Origin of the sequence: Cupriavidus campinensis (genome assembly GCF_905397395.1) — a bacterium.
In the GTDB taxonomy this organism is placed as follows: Bacteria; Pseudomonadota; Gammaproteobacteria; order Burkholderiales; family Burkholderiaceae; genus Cupriavidus; species Cupriavidus campinensis.
Window position 1 is genome coordinate 12,900 of sequence record NZ_CAJPVH010000045.1, and the last position, 18,387, is coordinate 31,286.

The window sequence follows — 18,387 nt, forward strand, 5'->3', positions numbered from 1 at the left end:
GGTAGGCCGGAGGAATCCGCCATTGTCCCCCATGCCGCGCCCCCGGGATCAGCGCGACAGCATGCCCATCACCGCCGCCGCATAGCGCGTACCCGCCGCTGCGCCGGCCGGGAACACGGCCTCGATGTCCGCAAGGTCCTGCGCACCAAGCTGCACATCGAGCGCGCCGAGGTTGTCATCGAGATTGGCGATCCGGCGCGTGCCCGGAATCGGCACCACATGCTCGCCGCGCGCCAGCACCCAGGCCAGCGCCAGTTGCGCCGGCGTGCAGCCCCGGGCATCGGCCAGCTCCCGCACCTTGTCCACCAGCGTCAGGTTCCGGGCGAAGTTCTCGCCGATAAAGCGCGGATTGGTCTTGCGATAGTCGTCCGCATCGAAATCATCCGGCGTGCGGATGGCCCCGGTCAGGAAGCCGCGCCCGAGTGGGCTGTACGGCACAAAGCCGATACCAAGCCGCTCGCACGTGGCGAAAATGCCGTTCTCGTCCACGTCGCGCGTCCACAGCGAGTACTCGGTCTGCAACGCGGTCAGCGGATGCACCGCGTGGGCACGTTCGATGGTGTCCACGCCTGCCTCCGACAGCCCGATCCAGCGCACCTTGCCCGCCTGGACCAGCCCGGCCATCGCGCCGACGGTCTCCTCGATCGGCACCGTCGGGTCCACGCGATGCAGGTAATAAAGGTCGATGACATCGAGGCCCAGCCGCTTCAGGCTGGCATCGCAGGCGGCACGCACGTACTCGGGCCGCCCGTTCACGCCACGCGCAGCCGGATTGGCCGGATCGCGCACCATGCCGAACTTGGTGGCCAGCACCACTTTGTCGCGCCGCCCGCCGGCCAGCCCACGGCCCAGCAGTTCCTCATTGGTGTGCGGGCCGTAGATGTCGGCCGTGTCGAGCAGGTTCACGCCGCGCTCGATGGCATGGTGGATCGTGCGGATCGACTCGGCGTCGTCGTGCGCGCCGTAGAAATCGCTCATGCCCATGCAGCCCAGGCCCAGCGGAAAGACGTCGGGGCCAATCCGGCCCAGTTTGCGCAGTGCGGTCATGTGAGACTCCTTGTGTGGGGGTTGGAAACTGGCACCCAGTATCGCCATCCCCCGCTATCGGAAACAGCGTGCTACGCTGCAAGCATCATGAAGCCTGACTTCACAATCGATCCTGATTCCCTGCCCTCGCTGGCCGCCTTCGCCTGCGTGGCGCGGCTTGGCAGCTTTACGGCTGCCGCCGGCGCGCTGGCCGTGAGCCCCTCGGCGGTCTCCCAGACCATTCGGCACCTGGAAGACCGACTGGGCGTGCGGCTGCTGCAACGGACCACGCGCCATGTCGGCCTGACCGAGGCCGGCGCGGGGCTGCTGGCGCGCGTGGCGCCGGCGCTCGCGGAGATCCAGGCGGCCACCGAGGACGCCCGCGCCCAGCGCGACACCCCGGTCGGCACGCTGCGGCTGACCAGTTCGCATTCGGCGGTGGTCATTGCGCTGCGGCCGATCCTGACCGACTTCATGCGCGCCTATCCGTCGATCTGCGTCGATCTGGTCACCGACGACCGCTTCGTCGACCTGATCGCCGAAGGTTTCGACGCCGGCCTGCGGCTTGGCGAGGCACTCCACCAGGACATGGTGGCGATTCCCGTGACCGGCCCGCTGCGGATGTTCGTGGCGGCCTCGCCCGATTACCTCGCCCGCCACGGCACGCCGCAGACGCCGCACGACCTGCATCAGCACGCCTGCCTGCAATACCGCTTCGGGCCGATGGGATCGGTGTACCGCTGGGAGTTCGCGCGCGGCGGGCGGCCGTTCACGGTCGATACCCGCGCCGCGCTGATCGCCAATGACAAGACCATGCTGCACCAGGCTGCGCTGGCCGGGCTCGGCCTGATCTACGAGTTCCCGCACCACATCCAGGCGCCGCTGGCGGCGGGCCAGCTCGTCACGGTGCTGGAAGACTGGACGCCGCCGTTCTCGGGTTTCTATCTCTACTACCCGAGCCGCGCACTGATGCCGCCCAAGCTGCGCGTGTTCGTGGATTTCCTCAAGGCGCGCGCCCTGCCGGCCACGGCCTAGCGTCGCATCGACGTGCGCTGCGGCCCGGCCTCGCGCACGCTGGCGCCGCGCACCTCGATGCCGATGTCATCGACGACCTTGCCCGCCGCATCGACCAGTTCCACGCGATGCCGGCCCGGCCACGGCAGCCACGCCACCTGCCCGCCCTTGCCAAGCGGTTTGCCATCGATGCGCCAGCTCACCGCGCGCGCCGTCTGCCCGGTCAGCCCGTCGGCATGGAACCAGACGCGTTGTGCATCGGGCGGGATGTCGGGATCGAGCGCGAAGATCGTGCCGTCCGCAGGGCTGGCGATGGCTGGCGCGCCATTCGATGACGACGCCGCGCCCACGCGGATGCGGGTCATGGCGGTACCCGTCAGGAACACTTCCTCGCGCGCCGGTTCGAGGTTGTCGGCGAAGGTCAGCGGCACGCGCTCCACGCCAGCCGGCATCGCGGGGGCGCGGCTGGACGTCTGGCGATGGAGTGCCGCCATCACGTCATGCCACACCGGCGCCGCGCCGGAAACCCCGGACACATCGTGCATGCTCGCGCCACTGGCATTGCCGATCCACACGCCCACCGTATAGCGCTGCGACCAGCCAATGCACCAGTTGTCGCGCATGTCCTTGCTGGTGCCGGTCTTCACGGCGGTCCAGAAGCGCGTGGTCAGCGGGCTGTCTAGGCCGAAGGTCCGCGCGCGGGCGTGACGGTCGGCCAGCACATCGCCAATCACATAGCTCGCCGCCGGGCTCATCACGGGCTGGCGGGTCACGGGTGCGCCGTCCACGGTCATCCGCACCGGGCCATAGGCGCCCTGGTTCGCAAAACTGCGATACGCATTGGTCAGCGAGAGCAGCGACACATCGGCGCTGCCCAGCGCGAGGCTGTAGCCGTAGTAGTCGCCCGATTCGGTCAGCGGCAGGCCCAGCGCCACCAGCCGCCGGTGAAAGCGGTGCGGCGTGACCATCACCAGCGTGCGCACGGCCGGCACGTTCAGTGACGAACCGAGCGCGGCGCGCAGGCTGACCCAGCCGGCGTAGCGATGATCGTAATTCTGCGGAATATAGAGCCCGCCGCCGGTGGGCAGGTTGACCGGACGGTCATCGAGCAGCGACGCGGCGGTCAGCCGCCGTTCCTCGATGGCCTGCGCGTACAGGAACGGCTTCAGCGTCGAGCCGGCCTGACGCGGCGCGCCGGCGTGATCGACCTGCGCCGCCGACGACAGCGCGCCCGAGGAGCCCACATAGGCCAGCACATCGCCGCTGGCATTGTCGATGACCACCACGGCGCCGTCTTCGGCATTGCGCCCGGCCAGCTCCCGCAGATGGCGCGACAGGCTGTCTACGGCCACGCGCTGCACCTCGGCATCGAGCGTGGAGGCGATGCGCGCTGGCACCGGCCGCCCCGCTGGCAGCGCCTCGCGCGTGCGGGCGATGACCGCGCGCGCGAGGTGCGGCGCCAGGTTGGCGCGGAAACTCGCGTCCGGCACGCTGGCCGACTTCGCCAGGGCCAGCGCCGTGAAGCCGTCCAGCCCGTCACATTCGCGCGGCTGCTTCATCTCGCGCAGGATGCGGCACGCCCGCGCCGACACCTGCACCGGCGCGGCGTTGGGGCTGCGCACCAGTGCCACGGCCAGCGCCGCCTCGCGCGCGTTCAGGCCGCTCGGCACCTTGCCGAACAGCGTCTGGGACATCGCCGAAAGCCCCACCAGCTCGCCCCGGAACGGCACGAGGTTCAGGTACGCCTCAAGGATCTGGTCCTTGCTCCAGCCATGTTCGAGCGAGGCGGCGCTGACCGCCTGCCCCACCTTCTGGCCGAAGCTGCGTCCGCGCGCGGCACGCAGGTCTTCATCGAGCAGGCCAGCCAGCTGCATGGTCAGCGTGGAGGCGCCGCGCGTGCGCGTGTTCCACATATTGGCCCACGCGGCAGCGGCCACGCCCTGCCAGTCCACGCCGCTGTGCGCGTAGAAGCGCCGGTCCTCGGACAGCACGATGGCCGTGCGCAGGGCCGGCGAGGTGTCGGCCAGCGTCACCCAGTCGCCACGCCGCGCGCGGAAGTCGTCGCGCACGCGCGCCACCGGATCGCCATGGCGATCCACCACGACGATGTCGGCGCTGCGCCAGTTGTCGCGCACGTCGCGGAAGGCGGGCACCGCCGCCGCCGAGGAGGTGGCTACGGCCAGCACGAGCAGGGCAAACAAGCGGCGCGGCATCGTCATCGCCCCCCAGCCTCGCCGCGCGCCGACACCACGCCCGCCACCAGCAGCACCTGCGCCAGCGCGTAGGTCCACCAGATGCCGAGCTGGTAGGTGTCGAACGGCGACAGGAACCTGGCCATGCCGATCATCGCGTCCGAGGCAACGAAACACAGCGCGCCCAGCGCGGCCAGCGGCGTTGGCAGCTGCGCCAGCAGCGCCGCGCAGGCCATGGCCGCGAGTGCGCCGATGTAGACCGTAACCGGGATCGCCATCTCGCCAAGATTGGGCCAGAAGCGGCCGAGCAGCGCGCCCGCTGCCCCGATCACGAGCCCGCAGCCCAGCAACCGCTGCGGGCGGAGATCGCTGGCCATGGGCACGAACAGGCGCAGGTAGGCCAGGTGCGCCAGCAGGAAGGCCCCTAGCCCGCCGAGGAACGAGATCTTCAAGCCCGGCAGCGCGAGCAGGAAATCGCCGATCGCCGAGAAGACGAGCGCCACCACCAGCCAGCGGCGCTCGCCAAGTGGACGATGGAACCATGCGCCGCGTGCCAGCATGATCGCCATCGCGGTCTTCCAGGCCGGCTGGTAGGCGATCTGGCCGGTCAGCGGCGTGCCGGCCGGCAACTCCATCGACGCCTGCATCAGCAGCACGCCATAGACCACGCCAGCCAGCGTGCCCGCGATCCACCACTCGCGCACACGCGGCGGCATGCGCATCGCGATCCAGCTCATGGGCGGGCTCCCACAGTCACCTTGGCGTTGGGCGCGGCGCCGAACACGTCGGGTGCGTAGAGCGCCTCCACGCGCGTGGGCGGCAGCGCGAACTCGCCAGCGTTGTTGAGGCGCACCGTGTACTCCACCGCCACGTTGCCCTTGGGCAGGTAGCCGAAGTACTCGCGGTACGACTCGGGCGTGCGCTCGGCGAAAGTGGCCCACGACTTCTTTTCACCGCTCGTGGCGATCTGCGAATCACGCCCCAGCCCGCTGCCGAGGATGGTGGCGCCAGTGGGCACCGGATCATTCACCACCACCCAGGTCATGTCCGCCTGCGCGTCGATCTCAAGCCGCACGCGATAGCTGTCGCCGCGCGACCACTTGCCCGCCACGGCCTGCTCCACCGGTGTGACGGTACGCTTGATGCGATAGCCCGCCGCCACCGGCTCGCGCAGCGGCACGGCGGCCATTGCGCGCACCGTGGCCCAGGGACGGCCCGCGCCCTGCTGCTCGACCTGCAGGGTGCCGGTCGTGCCGGCAGCGGGCCACGGCAGGTCCACCGCGCCGCTCGCCACGCCATCCTTCTTCGTCGCCCCAGACCAGTCGAACGTGCGCGAGGCATCGCCCAGCGTCACGCGCGCGCCGCCCGCTACCGGTGTCTTCTCGAACACCTGCGCGTAGCGCTGCACTGCCAGCACGCCCCAGGCGTTGGCCGTGGTCGTGCCCCACGCGCCGCGCGTCTGGCGGCCCAGCAGGCCGGTCACCAGTTGTGGCACGTCGTCCTTCCAGCCCGGCAGTTGCGTGGCCAATGCCAGCAGCTTCGCGGCGTTGACGTCGCCGTTGGCCATCAGCCACCACCAGTCATCGCTGCGCTCGGTCGAGAACACCAGCCGCGTGCCCTGCACCGTGAGGCGGCTGCGCAGCAGTTGCTGGGCTTCAGCGAGGCGCTTGTCGTGCTCGGGGATGTCAGTCACGCGCGAGAGCAGCGCCAGCCAGTCGATCAACGCCGAGGTGGGCCACTGCGCGGGCAGGATCTGGATGCTGCCGAGCATGCGCGCCTGGGCGTGGCCGGTACGGGAGAGTGCTTCGAGCGCGGCCAGCTTGCGTACGTCGAGGTCCATCGACGCGGATGACGGCGCCCAGCGCGGCGGCGTGATACGCCCTTCGACGAAAGAGGTCAGCCCACGCTCCATCTGCGCGCGCTGCGCCTCGGGGAGCCGCATCGGCAGGCCCGCCCGCGCGGCTTCATCGGCCACGGACAGCAGGTAGGCCGTCAGCACCTCGCTGCCCGCGCTCGCGTCGCTCTGCAAGGGGAAATAGGCCGCCAGGCCGTTGCTGTCGAGGTAGGACGGCAGCTGCGCCATCAGCGCATCCCACGCCGCCGTGTCGCCCAGGCCGAGCGACTTCGACGTGCGCTGCTCCAGGCAGCTATAGGGATAGTGGCGGAACCACTCGCGCACCCCGGGCATGCCACCCGCCAGCGACGACTGCATGGTCACCTGCATGCCGCCGCGCAGCTTGCCGGATGGATCGGTCAGCGCGCCAGCCGGGGCCTGTACCGGCACCGAGACCGTCGGCGCCATCTGCGCCAGCATCGCCTGCTGCGCGGTGACGGGCACGGCCGGCACGATCTGCTGTGAGAGCTTGAGGCGGTCGGCGGCCGCCTGGGCCGGATTCGTACCGCCCTTCTCGGTCGCCGCCACCTCCCACATCACCGTGCCGCTGCGGCTGTAGGCCAGCAGCGCCGGCGCAGTCACGTCCCAGCCAATCTCGCGCGAGGCGCCGGCCGGCAATTCCACGGTCTGCGCCGGCAGCGTCTGCGCATCGACCAGCGTGGCGCGCGCCGTGGTCTCCACGGTCATCGCCCGTTGCGTGGTGTTGCGCAGCGTGAACATGGCGCGATACTTGTCGTCCTCGCGCACCAGCAGCGGCAGGCCCGAGATCATCTGCAGGTCCTGCGTGGCGGCAACGGTGGCGCTGCCGGTGCCGAAGCGGCCCACGCCGAGGTCGGCCACGGCGACGATGCGGAAGCTCGTCAGCGAGTCATTGAGCGGCACGTCGAGCGTGGCCCGCCCTTCGGCGTCGAGCTGCACGCGCGGGTTCCACAGCAGCAGGGTGTCGAACAGTTCGCGCGTTGGGCTCTTGCCCCCGCCCCCGCCGGCCGGCACCGCCTTGCGGCCATAGTGGCGCCTGCCGATGATTTCCATCTGCGCGGTCGAGGTCTCCACGCCATAGCTGCGCCGTTGCAGCATCGCGTCGAGGAGGTTCCAGCTCGTGTTCGGCATCAGTTCAAGCAGCGCCTGGTCCACGGCGGCCAGCGCCACCTCGCCGTTGGCGGCCGGCTTGCCGTCCGGCAGCTTCACCTGCACCGTCACGCGCGCCTTGCCGCGCACCGGGTAGGTGGCTTTGTCCGGCGTCACGCTCACGTCGAGCCGGTGCGCTTCATTGCCGACGCGGATCTCGGCCAGTCCGAGCCGGAACGCCGGCTTGGACAGGTCCACCAGCGGCGACGGCGCCACGTAGTCACGCCCCTCGCTGCGGAAGGCGCGCCACCAGTCCACCGGCTGGCGCCAGCCCCAGGTGAAGAACGAGTACCAGGGCACGTCACGCAGCCGCCCGCGCACGCTCAGCACGGACACATAGACGTTCGGCCCCCACTCCGGCTTCACCTTGAGCCGCACCGTGGGATCGGTGCCGTTCAGCTCCACCACCTGCGTTTCGAGAATGCCTTCCCGTTCGATGGCGACCAGCGCCGTGGCATGGCGGAACGGCATGCGCACCTGAAACACGGCGGTATCGCCGGGCGCGTAGGCGCGCTTCTCCGGCAGCACGTCCATGCGGTCGTGGTTCTCGCCGCCGAACCAGAGTTCGCCCTGGCGCGTGACCCAGACCGTGGTGGAAGCCTGCGAGACGCGGCCGTCCGCATCGCGCGCATTGGCGATCAGCTCCACCTGCCCTGCCTGCGCCAGCGACACATCGCAGCGCATGCGGCCCTGCGCGTCGGTGCGCGACTCGCACACCACGCCCAGGTCCTTGCTCTCGGTACGGTTGTCATAGCGATAGAAGCCGCCCACCACGCGCTGGCGGGCGGACGTGGTGATGCGCGCACGCGCCTTCACCTGCACCGGCGTATCGGCCACCGGCTTGCCCTGGGTGTCGAGCACCACGCCCTGCACCGACAGCTTCTGGCTCACCGACACCCAGTTGGCCGCGCGGATGCCCGCCACCACGGCAGACGGCCACACCGGCACGGTCTGGCGCAGCGTCTGGATCTCGCCATTCGGGTCGGCAAAGCCGGCCTCCAGCACGAGGTCGCCCGGCGTGGTGATCTTCGGCATGTCCTTGACCGTGACCTTGCCGTTGCCGTCCTTGTCCAGCGTGACGGGCAGCTTGTCGGCGACGAGCTTCTCGCGGCTTTCGCCCGATGTGTCCTCGCTGTCTTCGTCATCGACGGTGGCACGCTCGTCCTGCGCGCGCGGCGGCTGGAACGAGAATTCGTCGAAGTCAGCGAAGTTGACCGGCTTCTCGCGCAGCAGCGCCGACAGGCGGACCGGCAGGCCGGCCGCGCCGCCACCGTTCAGGTAATGGATCTCCACGCCGACCGGCACCTCGGCCGGCGCGACCAGCGCGCTGCCCTTGGCCTTCGGGTCCTTGGCCGTGCTCAGCGTGCCGGCCAGCACCGGCAAGCGGAACGCCTCCACGCGGAAGGTGCCGCCGTCGAGCGTGCGGCCATCGGCATAGACCAGCCCCACGCTGTAGACGCCCAGCTTGGCCGCCTGCGGGATCTGGAAGGTGCTCTCGGCGCTGCGCCCGCCCGTGGCCGTGGTGCGCCAGGCCAGCGGCAGTTCGTAGGTCTGGCCGCTGCCGTCATGCGTGACGACGGCCTTCTCCGGCATCGACGCCGGCAGCGCAAAGCCCTGCGCGGTCTCGCTGCGCAGCAGGTGCTTCATCGACACCGTCTCGCCCAGGCGCAGCAGCGTGCGGTCGAAGATGGTGTGTGCGCGCACGGTCTGCTTCGGGCTCATGTCGGTGGGCACGTTGAAGCGCCACGTCTCGATGCCACGATTCCAGTTCGACATCACGAAGGCCATGTCGGCCTTGCCGCGCGCCTTCGGGTGGTCGGCGGCAATCCGGGCGGAGACGAAATAGCCGTCCATGCCGTTGCCGCAGTCCTGGTAGCGCTGGTCCGGCAGCTTGGCGAAGCGGGCGACGCCGGTGGCGTCGGTGGTGCCTTCGCCCAGCAAGGCGCCGTCGCAGCTGCGCACTGCGATGCGGGCGTTGGCAACGGGCTTGCCGTCGTCGAGGCCGGTGACCCAGGCCAGCCCGCTCATCTCGCGGTCGGCGGTGCCGCGCGCCAGCTTGAAATGGACGCCGAGGTTGGTCACCAGCGCCGCCGTGCGCACGTACATCGGCTCGGACTTGCCGAGCAGCGCGGCGCCCAGCATCGGCGAGGCGATTTCCACCACATGGAAGCCCGGCTCGGGCAGCGGAATGCCGACAACCTCGAAAGGCCGGGGGGAGGTGTCGGACGACTTCGGGATCGCCAGCGTCTGCGCGCCCGCCACGCCGCGCAACAACGGCACCGCGCGCGTCTCGATGGCCGGGGCGTTGCGCGGGCTGCGCACCGCATAGGGCGGCTTGCCGGCGCGGATCGCGTCGATCTGTTCCTTGGTCCAGGTGTTCTCGTGCATGCGCTTGACCATGCCGAACCAGCGCAGGATGGCCGTGTCGTCATCCACCTTGAGCCGCGCCACGGTGCCGGCTTCGGCGCGCACGGACGTGGCGGGCAGGTCGGCCTCCACGTTGCGCAGCGTCACGGGCAGCAGCGGCGGATAGTCGGCCGGCGACTTGCCGCGCGGCACATCGGCGAAACGCTCCACCACGCCAAACGGCGCGGCGGCGAACTTGGCCAGCGGCGGCAGCGCGCCGGTGGTCAGCTTGATCGGGAACAGGTCCGCATTGGTCAGCGGGCGGCCGCTGTCGTCCTTGATGTCATGCGGGGCCTCGATGGTCAGGCTGGCGCGCTCGGGGAACGGCGCGGTAAAACGGACCGACTCCACCGGGGCATCGGGCGGCTGGTCCGGGTCGAAGGTCGGCGCACGCGGGCCGGAGGGGGTCTTCAGGACGATGTGTTCGGCCACCTTGCGCGGAATCGGCGCGGTGAAGGTCACGGTCATCGGGCGCAGCGGCGTGCAGGGCGCCTCGGCCCGTTCGCGCTCGCAGGTGAAGCCGGCGGCGAAGGCTTCGCGCACGGTGTAGTCGAAGCGGCGCGGCGCCGTGGTGGCGATGCCGGAGGGCGTGGCGATGCCCGCATCGAGCACGAGCTGCATGCGCGCGCCGGCCGGCAGCTTCTGCTGGCAGGCCAGCAGGTGCACCGCCTCGCCTTCCCGTTTGGCGATCTCGTTCCAGCCGACCGCCGCGATCACGTCCGTGCGCTCCTTGCCGGCCAGCAGCCGCACCGGAATGCGCTCGCCCAGGCCCTCGGCCTGGCACCACGCGTGTTCGCGGATCGACCCGGCCGTGGCCGCGCCGTTGAAACGCAGCACGAAGACCTGGTCTTCCTCCACCTGTCCGCCGGATGGCCGGGCCGAGACCACTGTGGGCCCGCCGGTCTCGAACCGGTATTCCGGCTTGCCGGTGTAGGCCTTGCCGGCCACGCTCTTGAGCCCGCTGGAAATGCGCACCGTGCAGCGCATGCCGGGCGGCAGGTCACGTTCGAAGTCGAACACCCAGTTGGTGGCGTTGACCCAGCGCCCGCTGCCGGCGGCCGCGCCGCCGGTGCAGGACACCGCCGCGGGCGGCGCGGCGTTGAGGTCGCCCATCGGCACCATCGGCTCGTCGAACCGGATTGCCACCTGCCGCACCTGGGGCACCACCCCTTCGGGCGAGAAACGCGCGATCTGCGCGGCCTGCGCTTCCCCGGCGCCCAGGCCGACCAGCCCGCCCAGCCCCGCCAACGCGGCCAGTCCGGCCAGTCCCGCGCCCAGCGCGACCCGCCTGCCAAACGTGGTGGCGTACCCGCCGCTGCGACCCGAGGTGACAATCGTCCCCATCATCCTTTCCTTGTTGGATTTGGCTCGGGGCGAGGGTGACATGCGCGGATGGCAAGCGCAAGCCTCTGCACATTTTGGATTTTGGATAGGGCTGATTCAGCGCAAATGTGACAGCGGCAACGGTCCTTCGCGCTTCAGCGCGGTCAGCACGATGTTGGACCGCACGCTCTCCACGCCGGGCACGCGCATCAGGCGCTTCATGGTGAACTCGGCCAGCGTGGGCAGGTCCGGCACCACCACGCGGACGAGGTAATCGGCCTCGCCAGCCACCGAGTAGCACTCCTGCACTTCTTCGAGCAGCAGGATTTCCTCGCGGAAGCGTTCGATGATGGTATCGCCGTGGTGGGCCAGCTTCACACTAATAAAGACCAGCACGCCCAGCCCCAGCGCTTGTGGCGAAAGATTCACACGGTAGCCGGTGATCACGCCATCGGCTTCGAGCTTGGCCAGCCGGCGGCCGACCTGGCTGGGCGAAAGGTGCACCCGTTCCGCCAGTTGCTGGTGGGTGGAGCGTCCGTCCGCCTGCAAGGCAGTCAGGAGGGCAAGGTCGTAGGGGTCGAGGCTGGCAGTGTTCATGGTGCGCAGGAAATCCGCATTCTGGATCAGAAATATGCAGGTTACCTGCATGCGCTGACGAAACCAAGCCGTTTATGCGGCCTGAATGCACGCCCACACGCCTACACTGTGCATAAATTCCGCATCGCTGGAGACGCACAGATGAACGCCACCCCGGACACCACCGCCGATTTTGCCGGCACGATGACCGCCAAGCTCAGGGAACAATTCGAGGCCGGCCTGCTGTCCGGCGACGAACTGCGTCCCGACTTCACCATCGCCCAGCCAGTGCACCGCTACACCAGCACCGACCACGCCATCTGGCGCAAGCTCTACGACCGCCAGGCCTCGATGCTGCAGGGCCGGGTCTGCGACGAGTTTCTGCAAGGGCTGGCCACGCTGGGCATGGAGCGCGACCGCGTGCCCGAATTCGACCAGCTCAACGAGACGCTGATGCGCGCCACGGGCTGGCAGGTGGTGGCCGTGCCGGGCCTGGTGCCGGACGAGGTGTTCTTCGAGCACCTGGCCAACCGGCGCTTCCCGGCCAGCTGGTGGATGCGCAAGCCCGAGCAGCTGGACTACCTCCAGGAGCCGGACTGCTTCCACGATGTGTTCGGCCACGTGCCGCTGCTGATCAACCCGATCTTCGCCGACTATATGGAGGCGTACGGCAAGGGGGGCCTGAAGGCGGCCAAGCTTGGCGCGCTGGACATGCTCGCGCGCCTGTACTGGTACACCGTGGAATTCGGCCTGATCCAGACCCCGGGCGGGCTGCGCATCTTTGGCGCGGGCATCCTGTCCAGCCAGGGCGAATCGATCTACAGTCTGGATTCGGACAGCCCGAACCGGATCGGCTTCGACCTGCACCGCATCATGCGCACGCGGTACCGGATCGACACCTTCCAGAAGACCTACTTCGTGATCGACAGCTTCGAACAGCTGTTCGACGCCACGCGGCCGGACTTCACGGACCTGTACCCGCAACTGCGCGCGCTGCCGACGCTGGGCGCCGGCGATGTCGCCGAGGGCGACCGCGTGCTGAACATCGGCACCCGCGAGGGCTGGGCCGATAGTGACGACATCTGACGACCACATCCGCGCCGCAGAACATTCAAAACACGAGGCCATCATGACCCCTCTTTCGCAAGACGCCCGCGCCAGCCTGCTGGCCGGGCTGCCCGGCTGGACCCCGGTCCAGGACCGCGACGCCATTCACAAATCCTTCAAGTTCGCCGATTTCAACGCGGCGTTCGGCTTCATGACGCGCGTGGCGCTGCATGCCGACAAGGTCGATCACCATCCCGAATGGTTCAACGTCTACAACCGGGTGGACATCACCCTGTCCACCCACGACGCCAACGGCCTGACCCAGCGCGATATCGATCTGGCGCGCTTCATCGAGCAGGCCTTCAGCGCCCCGCCGGCGCGTTGAAGTCACGCTATAGATAACTGCTGCCCGCTGAAGGGCAACTGAAAGGCAGCGCGTGGGGCTGCCCTGTACAATCGGCGGCATTGCCCCACAACGCCGCCGAGCCCCCTGCCATGCGTATCCTGCTGATCGAGGACGACCGTCAAATCGCCAGTGGCGTGGAGGCGGGCCTGACCCGCGCCGGCCACCAGGTACGCGTGGTCCATGACGGCGTGTATGCCACGGATCACCTGCTGCGCGAGCAGCACGACCTCGTCATCCTCGACCTGGGCCTGCCCGGCATCGACGGCATGACGCTGCTGGCCCGCTACCGCGCCCGCAACCGCACCACGCCGGTCATCATCCTTACCGCCCGCGACGAACTCGAAGACAAGCTGTCCGGCCTCAACGCCGGCGCCGACGACTACCTCGTCAAGCCCTTCGCGCTGCCCGAGCTGGAAGCGCGCGTGCGCGTGCTGCTGCGCCGCAGCCAGCATGGCGAGGCCGCGCCCGAGCGCGACGTGCGCCTGGGCCGCCTGCGGCTGTCCGGCAACGACCGCCGCATGTTCGTCGATGGCAAGCCGCTGGAGCTGTCGCCGCGCGAGTTCGCGGTGCTGGAGTTGCTGCTCCAGCGCCAGGGCCGCGTGGTGAGCAAGGCGCAGATGCAGGACCACCTGGCCACCTTTGCCCACCCGGCTGGCGAGGGCGGCGATACCGTCGGCGACACCGCCATCGAGGTCTATGTGCACCGCGTGCGCAAGAAGCTCGAGGAAGCGGATGTCGAAATCGTCACCGTGCGGGGCTTCGGCTACCTGCTCCAGATTCGTGGCGGACACTGACTCTCCCTCCCCCGCGCGTTCGCGGCAGGTCCGCGCCTCGAACCCGAGCCTGCGTGTCCACCTGCTGCGCGCGCTGGCCACGCCGCTGTTCGCGCTGGTGCTGGTCAGTGGCTCGCTCTCCTACTGGCTCGCGGCGCACTACACCACCCAGGTCTTCGACCGCGCGCTCTACGGCGTGGCGAACAATATCGCCCAGCAGATCCGCATCGCCGGGCCGCGCCTGGATCAAGATATTCCGACGATCGCCCAGACGCTGGTCGAGGCCGAAGGCTCCGACCGCATCTACTGGCGCATCCACGGCCCGGACGGGCTGATCGGCGGCATGGACACCTGGCTCGGCTACGGCACGGGCCAGACCACGCTCCACGACGCGCGCCTGTTCTACGCGTGGTTCAGCGGCCGCCAGGTACGCGCCGTGCGGCTGCCGGTAACGCTGCCGAGCCCCGCCTCGGACGAGTTCGGCACAAGTAGCGAGGGCGCGCTGTCGCGCGGGCCCATCGTGGTGGAAGTCGCCGAATTGCTAGACCGCCGGGAGACGGCGGCGAACGAGATCCTGCTGTCGGTGTCGGTGCCGCTGATCCTGCTGCTGCTGGTAGGCAGCCTGATCCTGTCGCACGTGCTCAAGGAGGAACTGGTGCCGCTCCAGATCCTGACCGACAAGCTCAACCGCCAGACCGCGCGCTCGCTGGCCGCGCTGGACGAGACCCAGGTGCCGGCCGAGGTCGAACCGCTGATCCGCGGCCTGAATGCACTGCTGGCGCGCCTGCGCGATGCGCTGGACGCCCAGCGCAAGTTCATCGCCGATGCCGCGCACCAGCTGCGCACGCCGCTGACCGCCGTGAAGCTCCATGCGGACCGCGCGCTCGATGCCGATTCCCCCGACGTGGCCCGCCACGCGCTGCGCGAGGTGCAGACCGCCGCCGACCGCGCGGTGCGGCTGTCGAACCAGTTGCTGTCGCTGGCCCGGGCGGAGCCGGGGCTGTCGCTGGAGCGGCTGGGCCCGGTCGAACATTTCGATCTGGCCGAACTGGCCTTCGAGATTGGCGCGGAATGGGTGCCGCAGGCGCTGGCCCGGCGCGTGGACCTGGGCTTCGAGATCCTGCCCGGCCCCACCTTCACCGGCAGCGCGCCGGCCACGGTGCGCGGCAACCGGCTGCTGATGCGCGAGGCGCTCTCCAACCTGATCGACAATGCGGTGAAATACGTGCCGGCTGGCGGACGCATCACGGTGCGCGCGGGCGGCGAGACCATGGGCCATCGCGGCATGGCCGTGGTGATGGTGGAAGACAACGGCCCCGGCATTGCGCCGGCGCGGCGCGAGGAGGTCTTCAAGCGCTTCTTCCGGGGCGATCACACGCCTGGCGCCCAGGCGGTGCAGCAGGCTGTGCCGAGCGGCGCGGGCCTGGGGCTGGCCATCGTGCATGAGATTGTCTCGCTGCACCAGGGCACCATCCGCATCGAGGATGTGCCCGCGCCCTCCCCGACGCCGGCGCCGTCGTCCGCCCTGTCAGCCGTGGCGGCTGGCCACGGGGATCACGAGGAACGGCGCGACGCGCCGGGCGCCGAGCCGGCCCCCCGGCGCGCGTCGATGCGGTTTGTGATCCGCATCCCCTGCGAAGCGCCCGGCACGCCTGCCGGCTGATTTTCCCGACTGCTTACTTGCGTTCCTTGGGTGCCAGCATGGTGCCCCGGCACTTCGGGCTGCCGCAGCGGCACTCGTATTCCTTCTTCAGCTTCTTGGTATAGCGCGCGTCTATCACCAGACCATAGTCATAGAACAGTTCTTCGCCCTGGGCGATATCGCGCAGCGCGTGGATGAACACACGGCCCTTCTTCTCGCGCGCCTCGCAGTTCGGCTCGCAGGCGTGGTTGATCCAGCGCGCGCGGTTGCCGCCGAACTTGGCGTCGATCACGTCGCCATCGTCCAGGCTGAAGTAGAAGGTGTGATTCGGGTCGGCCGGATCGTGCGGATGGCGCTTGAGCGCCTCTTTCCACGAGATGTGCTCGCCCTTGTACTCGATCACGCGCTCGCCCTCGGCGATGTTGCCGATCGCGTATACGCCCTTGCCGTGCACGCCTGACTGGCGCACCTCGATGCGGTCACTGGCGCTCTTCTTCTTGCCCGCCTTCTTTGCCTTGCCTTGTTCCGACATGTCGCTGTTTCCCCGTCAAACCGATGACTGCCGGCCCACCCGGCGCGCCCCGGATGATACCTGCCAACCATGTCGGCGCGACACCCCTTTTCGCCCCCGGTATACCGCCGCCCATGTGGATAAACCGGCCAAAATCTGTGGATAAGCGCGCGGGTTTGGTGTGGGCGGCAAGGGGGTGACATGGGGATGGCGCAGGAACAAGTCGACGAGGTATACGTCCCGCCCTCCTCCGGATGGTTGAGTCATCCACGCCGGCCAACACCCGCTCCCTGTGCTTTCGGTATACGTAAACATCTGATCCGATTGATGTATACGCGGTTATCCACAGAAACGGGCGCCCTCTATTGACTACTACTATTCGTATACATAAAAGAAAGATGTAAACCGAAAGCACGAGAGCTGGCAGCGCAGCGAGGTATACGTCCGACACCCTCCGACTTTTGGAGGAAGGCCGTTTTGGACGTCGATGAAAATTTGAGCAGCGCTCATTTTTCCCCGTATACCGGCAGACAGCGCGGCAGGCAGCGGCACGCGGACGCCCTGGAAGCCCCTCAGGCGCTTTTGGCCGCGTATACATCCCCGGCCCCCTGCGCGACGCGTATACGCCTCTGAGGGGCTCTCAGCGCTTCCAGACCCCTACGGCGTGATGCGTATACCGCTTCCAGACCGCCCTGGCGCGCCCTCTTGCCAAGGCCTGGCATTGGCTGACGTAACAATCTGTTCCCGGTGCGCCTTCCCCGACACGGTATGATGTGGCCCGCGGCGTCTTTGCCGGTGCGGGTTCCAGCGGAGCCGGCGCGGCCAGGACGTCAGTGTTTTTTCAACTCGAGACGGAGTGAAGCATGACGAAAACCGAACTGATCGACGCGATTGCAGCTGGCGTGGACGGTCTGACCAAGGCCAAGGCGGAACAGGCACTCAACGTGACGCTCACCGCGATCATGGATGCCGTGGCCAAGGGCGATACCCTGAGCCTGATCGGCTTTGGCACCTTCAGCCAGGGCGAGCGTGGCGAGCGCATGGCGCGCAACCCGCGTACTGGCGAAGAAATCAAGGTGGAAGCTGCCAAGACCGTGAAGTTCAAGGCGGGCCAGAAGTTCAAGGACGCCGTCAACCAGTGATGCTTGCGGGCCGATGAATCAGCCCGGTTTGCAAGACCCCGCCGTGCCGCCACCGGACGCCGTCTCCGGCGCAGGTGCGCGCCAGGCGGGGGACGTTATCCACAACCGTATTCCCGCCTCCGTGCGCGGCAAACCGCACAGCCGCAACGCGCCGTCTGACGGCGGCCGCAATGCTCCTCGAAATGGCGTCCGGACGTGGCCAGCACTAGGATCCTCGGGCGCCGCCCTCCGTGGCCCCGCCATGCCGTCCAGCCCGCTCGCACCCAGATTTCCACAGCGTTATACACAGCGCTTTCCACACAAGGCTCCACAGCTTTCTCCACAGGCACTGACTCGGCGTTTTCTGCGTGCGGTGACACTTGCCGCGGTGGCCGTGCTATGGGGTTGCAGCGCCGCGCCGCCGCGCACGGCGCGTCCGCAGGCCGTGCCGTTGCCCGACCTCGAGCGCGTGATCACCACGCCCGGCGCCACGCCGCGCGAGCGCATTGTCGAGATCGCCATGCAGGAGTGGCGCAAGTGGGGCAGCCAGACCATGCGCATTGGCCGTGACGATGCCGCCTGCGTGACGCACAGTCCCCTGCCCGCACCGGTGGCCGCCCAGCCGTTTACGCCCATCGCCCCGGAAGGCGCCCAGTCGGCGGACGATGAAACGGACGAGAACGGGCATGCAACCGATTGCATACGCTTTCCCGATGGCACCGGCCTGGAAGCCACCGCGCAAGGCTGCCGGATGGCCCAACGCTACTGGGCCATCGTGGGCGAGGCGCCCGATTGCCGCCAGGTGACGCAAGGCGCGTGGGCGTGGTCGGCCGTGTTCATTTCCTGGGTGATGCGCAAGGCCGGGCTCAACAACGACCAGTTCCTGACCGGTCAGTCCCATGCGATGTATGTGGTGGATGCGCGGGACGGCAAGCTGCCGCGCCCAGCCTTCCATATCGAGCCGATGCCGGCGCTGCCGCGCCCCGGCGATGTCATCTGCGCGCCGCGCGGGCGTGACAAGTACCTCGAGAATCTGTCCGAGATCGGCTTCGGCACCACGCCGATGCATTGCGATATCGTCGTGGCCGTGGACCCCGCCGCGCGCGTGGTGCGGGCTATCGGCGGCAATGTGCAGCAGTCGGTGACCATGAGCGAGATCGACCTCAACGATGCCGGCCAGCTCGACGCCTTCACCAACTCCCACATGCCGTGGCTGCTGGTGATGCGGAACGATTTGCAGTGATGGGACGAATCACGCGGATAAAATTCCACGTAGATTCATCTGTCCTATGAATGATTAGGCCATCGGCCCCCATTCCAAACCCACG

13 protein-coding genes are annotated in these 18,387 nt (G+C 68.8%); 7 read left to right on the forward strand and 6 right to left on the reverse strand.

From position 1 onward, the window contains the following. Positions 1–48: 48 nt before the first annotated feature. Positions 49–1,047, reverse strand: a complete 999-nt coding sequence (locus KHO18_RS21045; protein ID WP_211943804.1) for an aldo/keto reductase — start codon at positions 1,045–1,047, stop codon at positions 49–51. A gap of 87 nt (positions 1,048–1,134) precedes the next feature. On the opposite strand from KHO18_RS21045, the gene KHO18_RS21050 reads away from it, so the two are divergent. After that, positions 1,135–2,061: a LysR family transcriptional regulator gene (locus tag KHO18_RS21050; RefSeq protein WP_211943805.1), complete on the forward strand. Its 927-nt coding sequence runs from the start codon at positions 1,135–1,137 to the stop codon at positions 2,059–2,061. Here KHO18_RS21050 and pbpC read toward each other — a convergent pair. The 4 genes from pbpC to KHO18_RS21070 all read right to left on the reverse strand — a co-directional run bounded on the left by pbpC (position 2,058) and on the right by KHO18_RS21070 (position 11,580). Then, positions 2,058–4,253 carry a penicillin-binding protein 1C gene (pbpC, locus tag KHO18_RS21055; RefSeq protein ID WP_144202727.1) on the reverse strand — a complete coding sequence of 732 codons (2,196 nt, stop codon included), beginning with the start codon at positions 4,251–4,253 and terminating at the stop codon, positions 2,058–2,060. The two genes, KHO18_RS21050 and pbpC, sit on opposite strands and share 4 nt — an antisense overlap. Positions 4,254–4,255: 2 nt before the next feature. Further along, the gene (locus KHO18_RS21060; RefSeq protein WP_144202725.1) at positions 4,256–4,969 is read right to left on the reverse strand and encodes a lysoplasmalogenase; all 714 of its coding nucleotides are present in this window, start codon (positions 4,967–4,969) and stop codon (positions 4,256–4,258) included. Then, on the reverse strand, positions 4,966–11,007 hold the full coding sequence (locus KHO18_RS21065; RefSeq protein ID WP_244844965.1) for an alpha-2-macroglobulin family protein: 6,042 nt from the start codon (positions 11,005–11,007) through the stop codon (positions 4,966–4,968). Before KHO18_RS21065 ends, KHO18_RS21060 begins: the two co-directional genes overlap by 4 nt. 93 nt (positions 11,008–11,100) lie before the next feature. Continuing rightward, entirely contained in the window at positions 11,101–11,580 is a 480-nt protein-coding gene (locus tag KHO18_RS21070) for an Lrp/AsnC family transcriptional regulator (RefSeq protein ID WP_092292059.1), read from the reverse strand. Between the two features lie 141 nt (positions 11,581–11,721). On the opposite strand from KHO18_RS21070, the gene phhA reads away from it, so the two are divergent. From phhA to KHO18_RS21090, 4 genes are all read left to right on the forward strand, one after another. After that, entirely contained in the window at positions 11,722–12,645 is a 924-nt protein-coding gene (gene phhA, locus KHO18_RS21075) for a phenylalanine 4-monooxygenase (RefSeq protein WP_211943806.1), read from the forward strand. A 7-nt stretch (positions 12,646–12,652) separates the two neighbouring features. Continuing rightward, complete coding sequence (locus KHO18_RS21080) at positions 12,653–12,991, forward strand: 4a-hydroxytetrahydrobiopterin dehydratase (RefSeq protein WP_280527767.1); 339 nt, start codon at positions 12,653–12,655, stop codon at positions 12,989–12,991. Between the two features lie 110 nt (positions 12,992–13,101). After that, a complete protein-coding gene (locus KHO18_RS21085; protein ID WP_092290948.1) occupies positions 13,102–13,806 on the forward strand; it encodes a response regulator transcription factor in 705 nt (234 codons plus the stop codon). Continuing rightward, entirely contained in the window at positions 13,745–15,448 is a 1,704-nt protein-coding gene (locus tag KHO18_RS21090) for a sensor histidine kinase (protein WP_144202717.1), read from the forward strand. Before KHO18_RS21085 ends, KHO18_RS21090 begins: the two co-directional genes overlap by 62 nt. Before the next feature lie 13 nt (positions 15,449–15,461). On the opposite strand, the gene KHO18_RS21095 is transcribed toward KHO18_RS21090, so the two are convergent. Then, positions 15,462–15,959 (reverse strand): SET domain-containing protein, encoded by a 498-nt coding sequence (locus KHO18_RS21095; RefSeq protein ID WP_144202715.1) that lies wholly within the window; start codon positions 15,957–15,959, stop codon positions 15,462–15,464. Positions 15,960–16,801: 842 nt separating this feature from the next. Here KHO18_RS21095 and KHO18_RS21100 point away from each other — a divergent pair. Next, positions 16,802–17,080, forward strand: coding sequence for an HU family DNA-binding protein (locus KHO18_RS21100; RefSeq protein ID WP_092290955.1), 279 nt, complete (start codon positions 16,802–16,804; stop codon positions 17,078–17,080). A 241-nt stretch (positions 17,081–17,321) separates the two neighbouring features. After that, positions 17,322–18,302 (forward strand): DUF2272 domain-containing protein, encoded by a 981-nt coding sequence (locus KHO18_RS21105; RefSeq protein WP_144202713.1) that lies wholly within the window; start codon positions 17,322–17,324, stop codon positions 18,300–18,302. Positions 18,303–18,387: the final 85 nt, after the last annotated feature.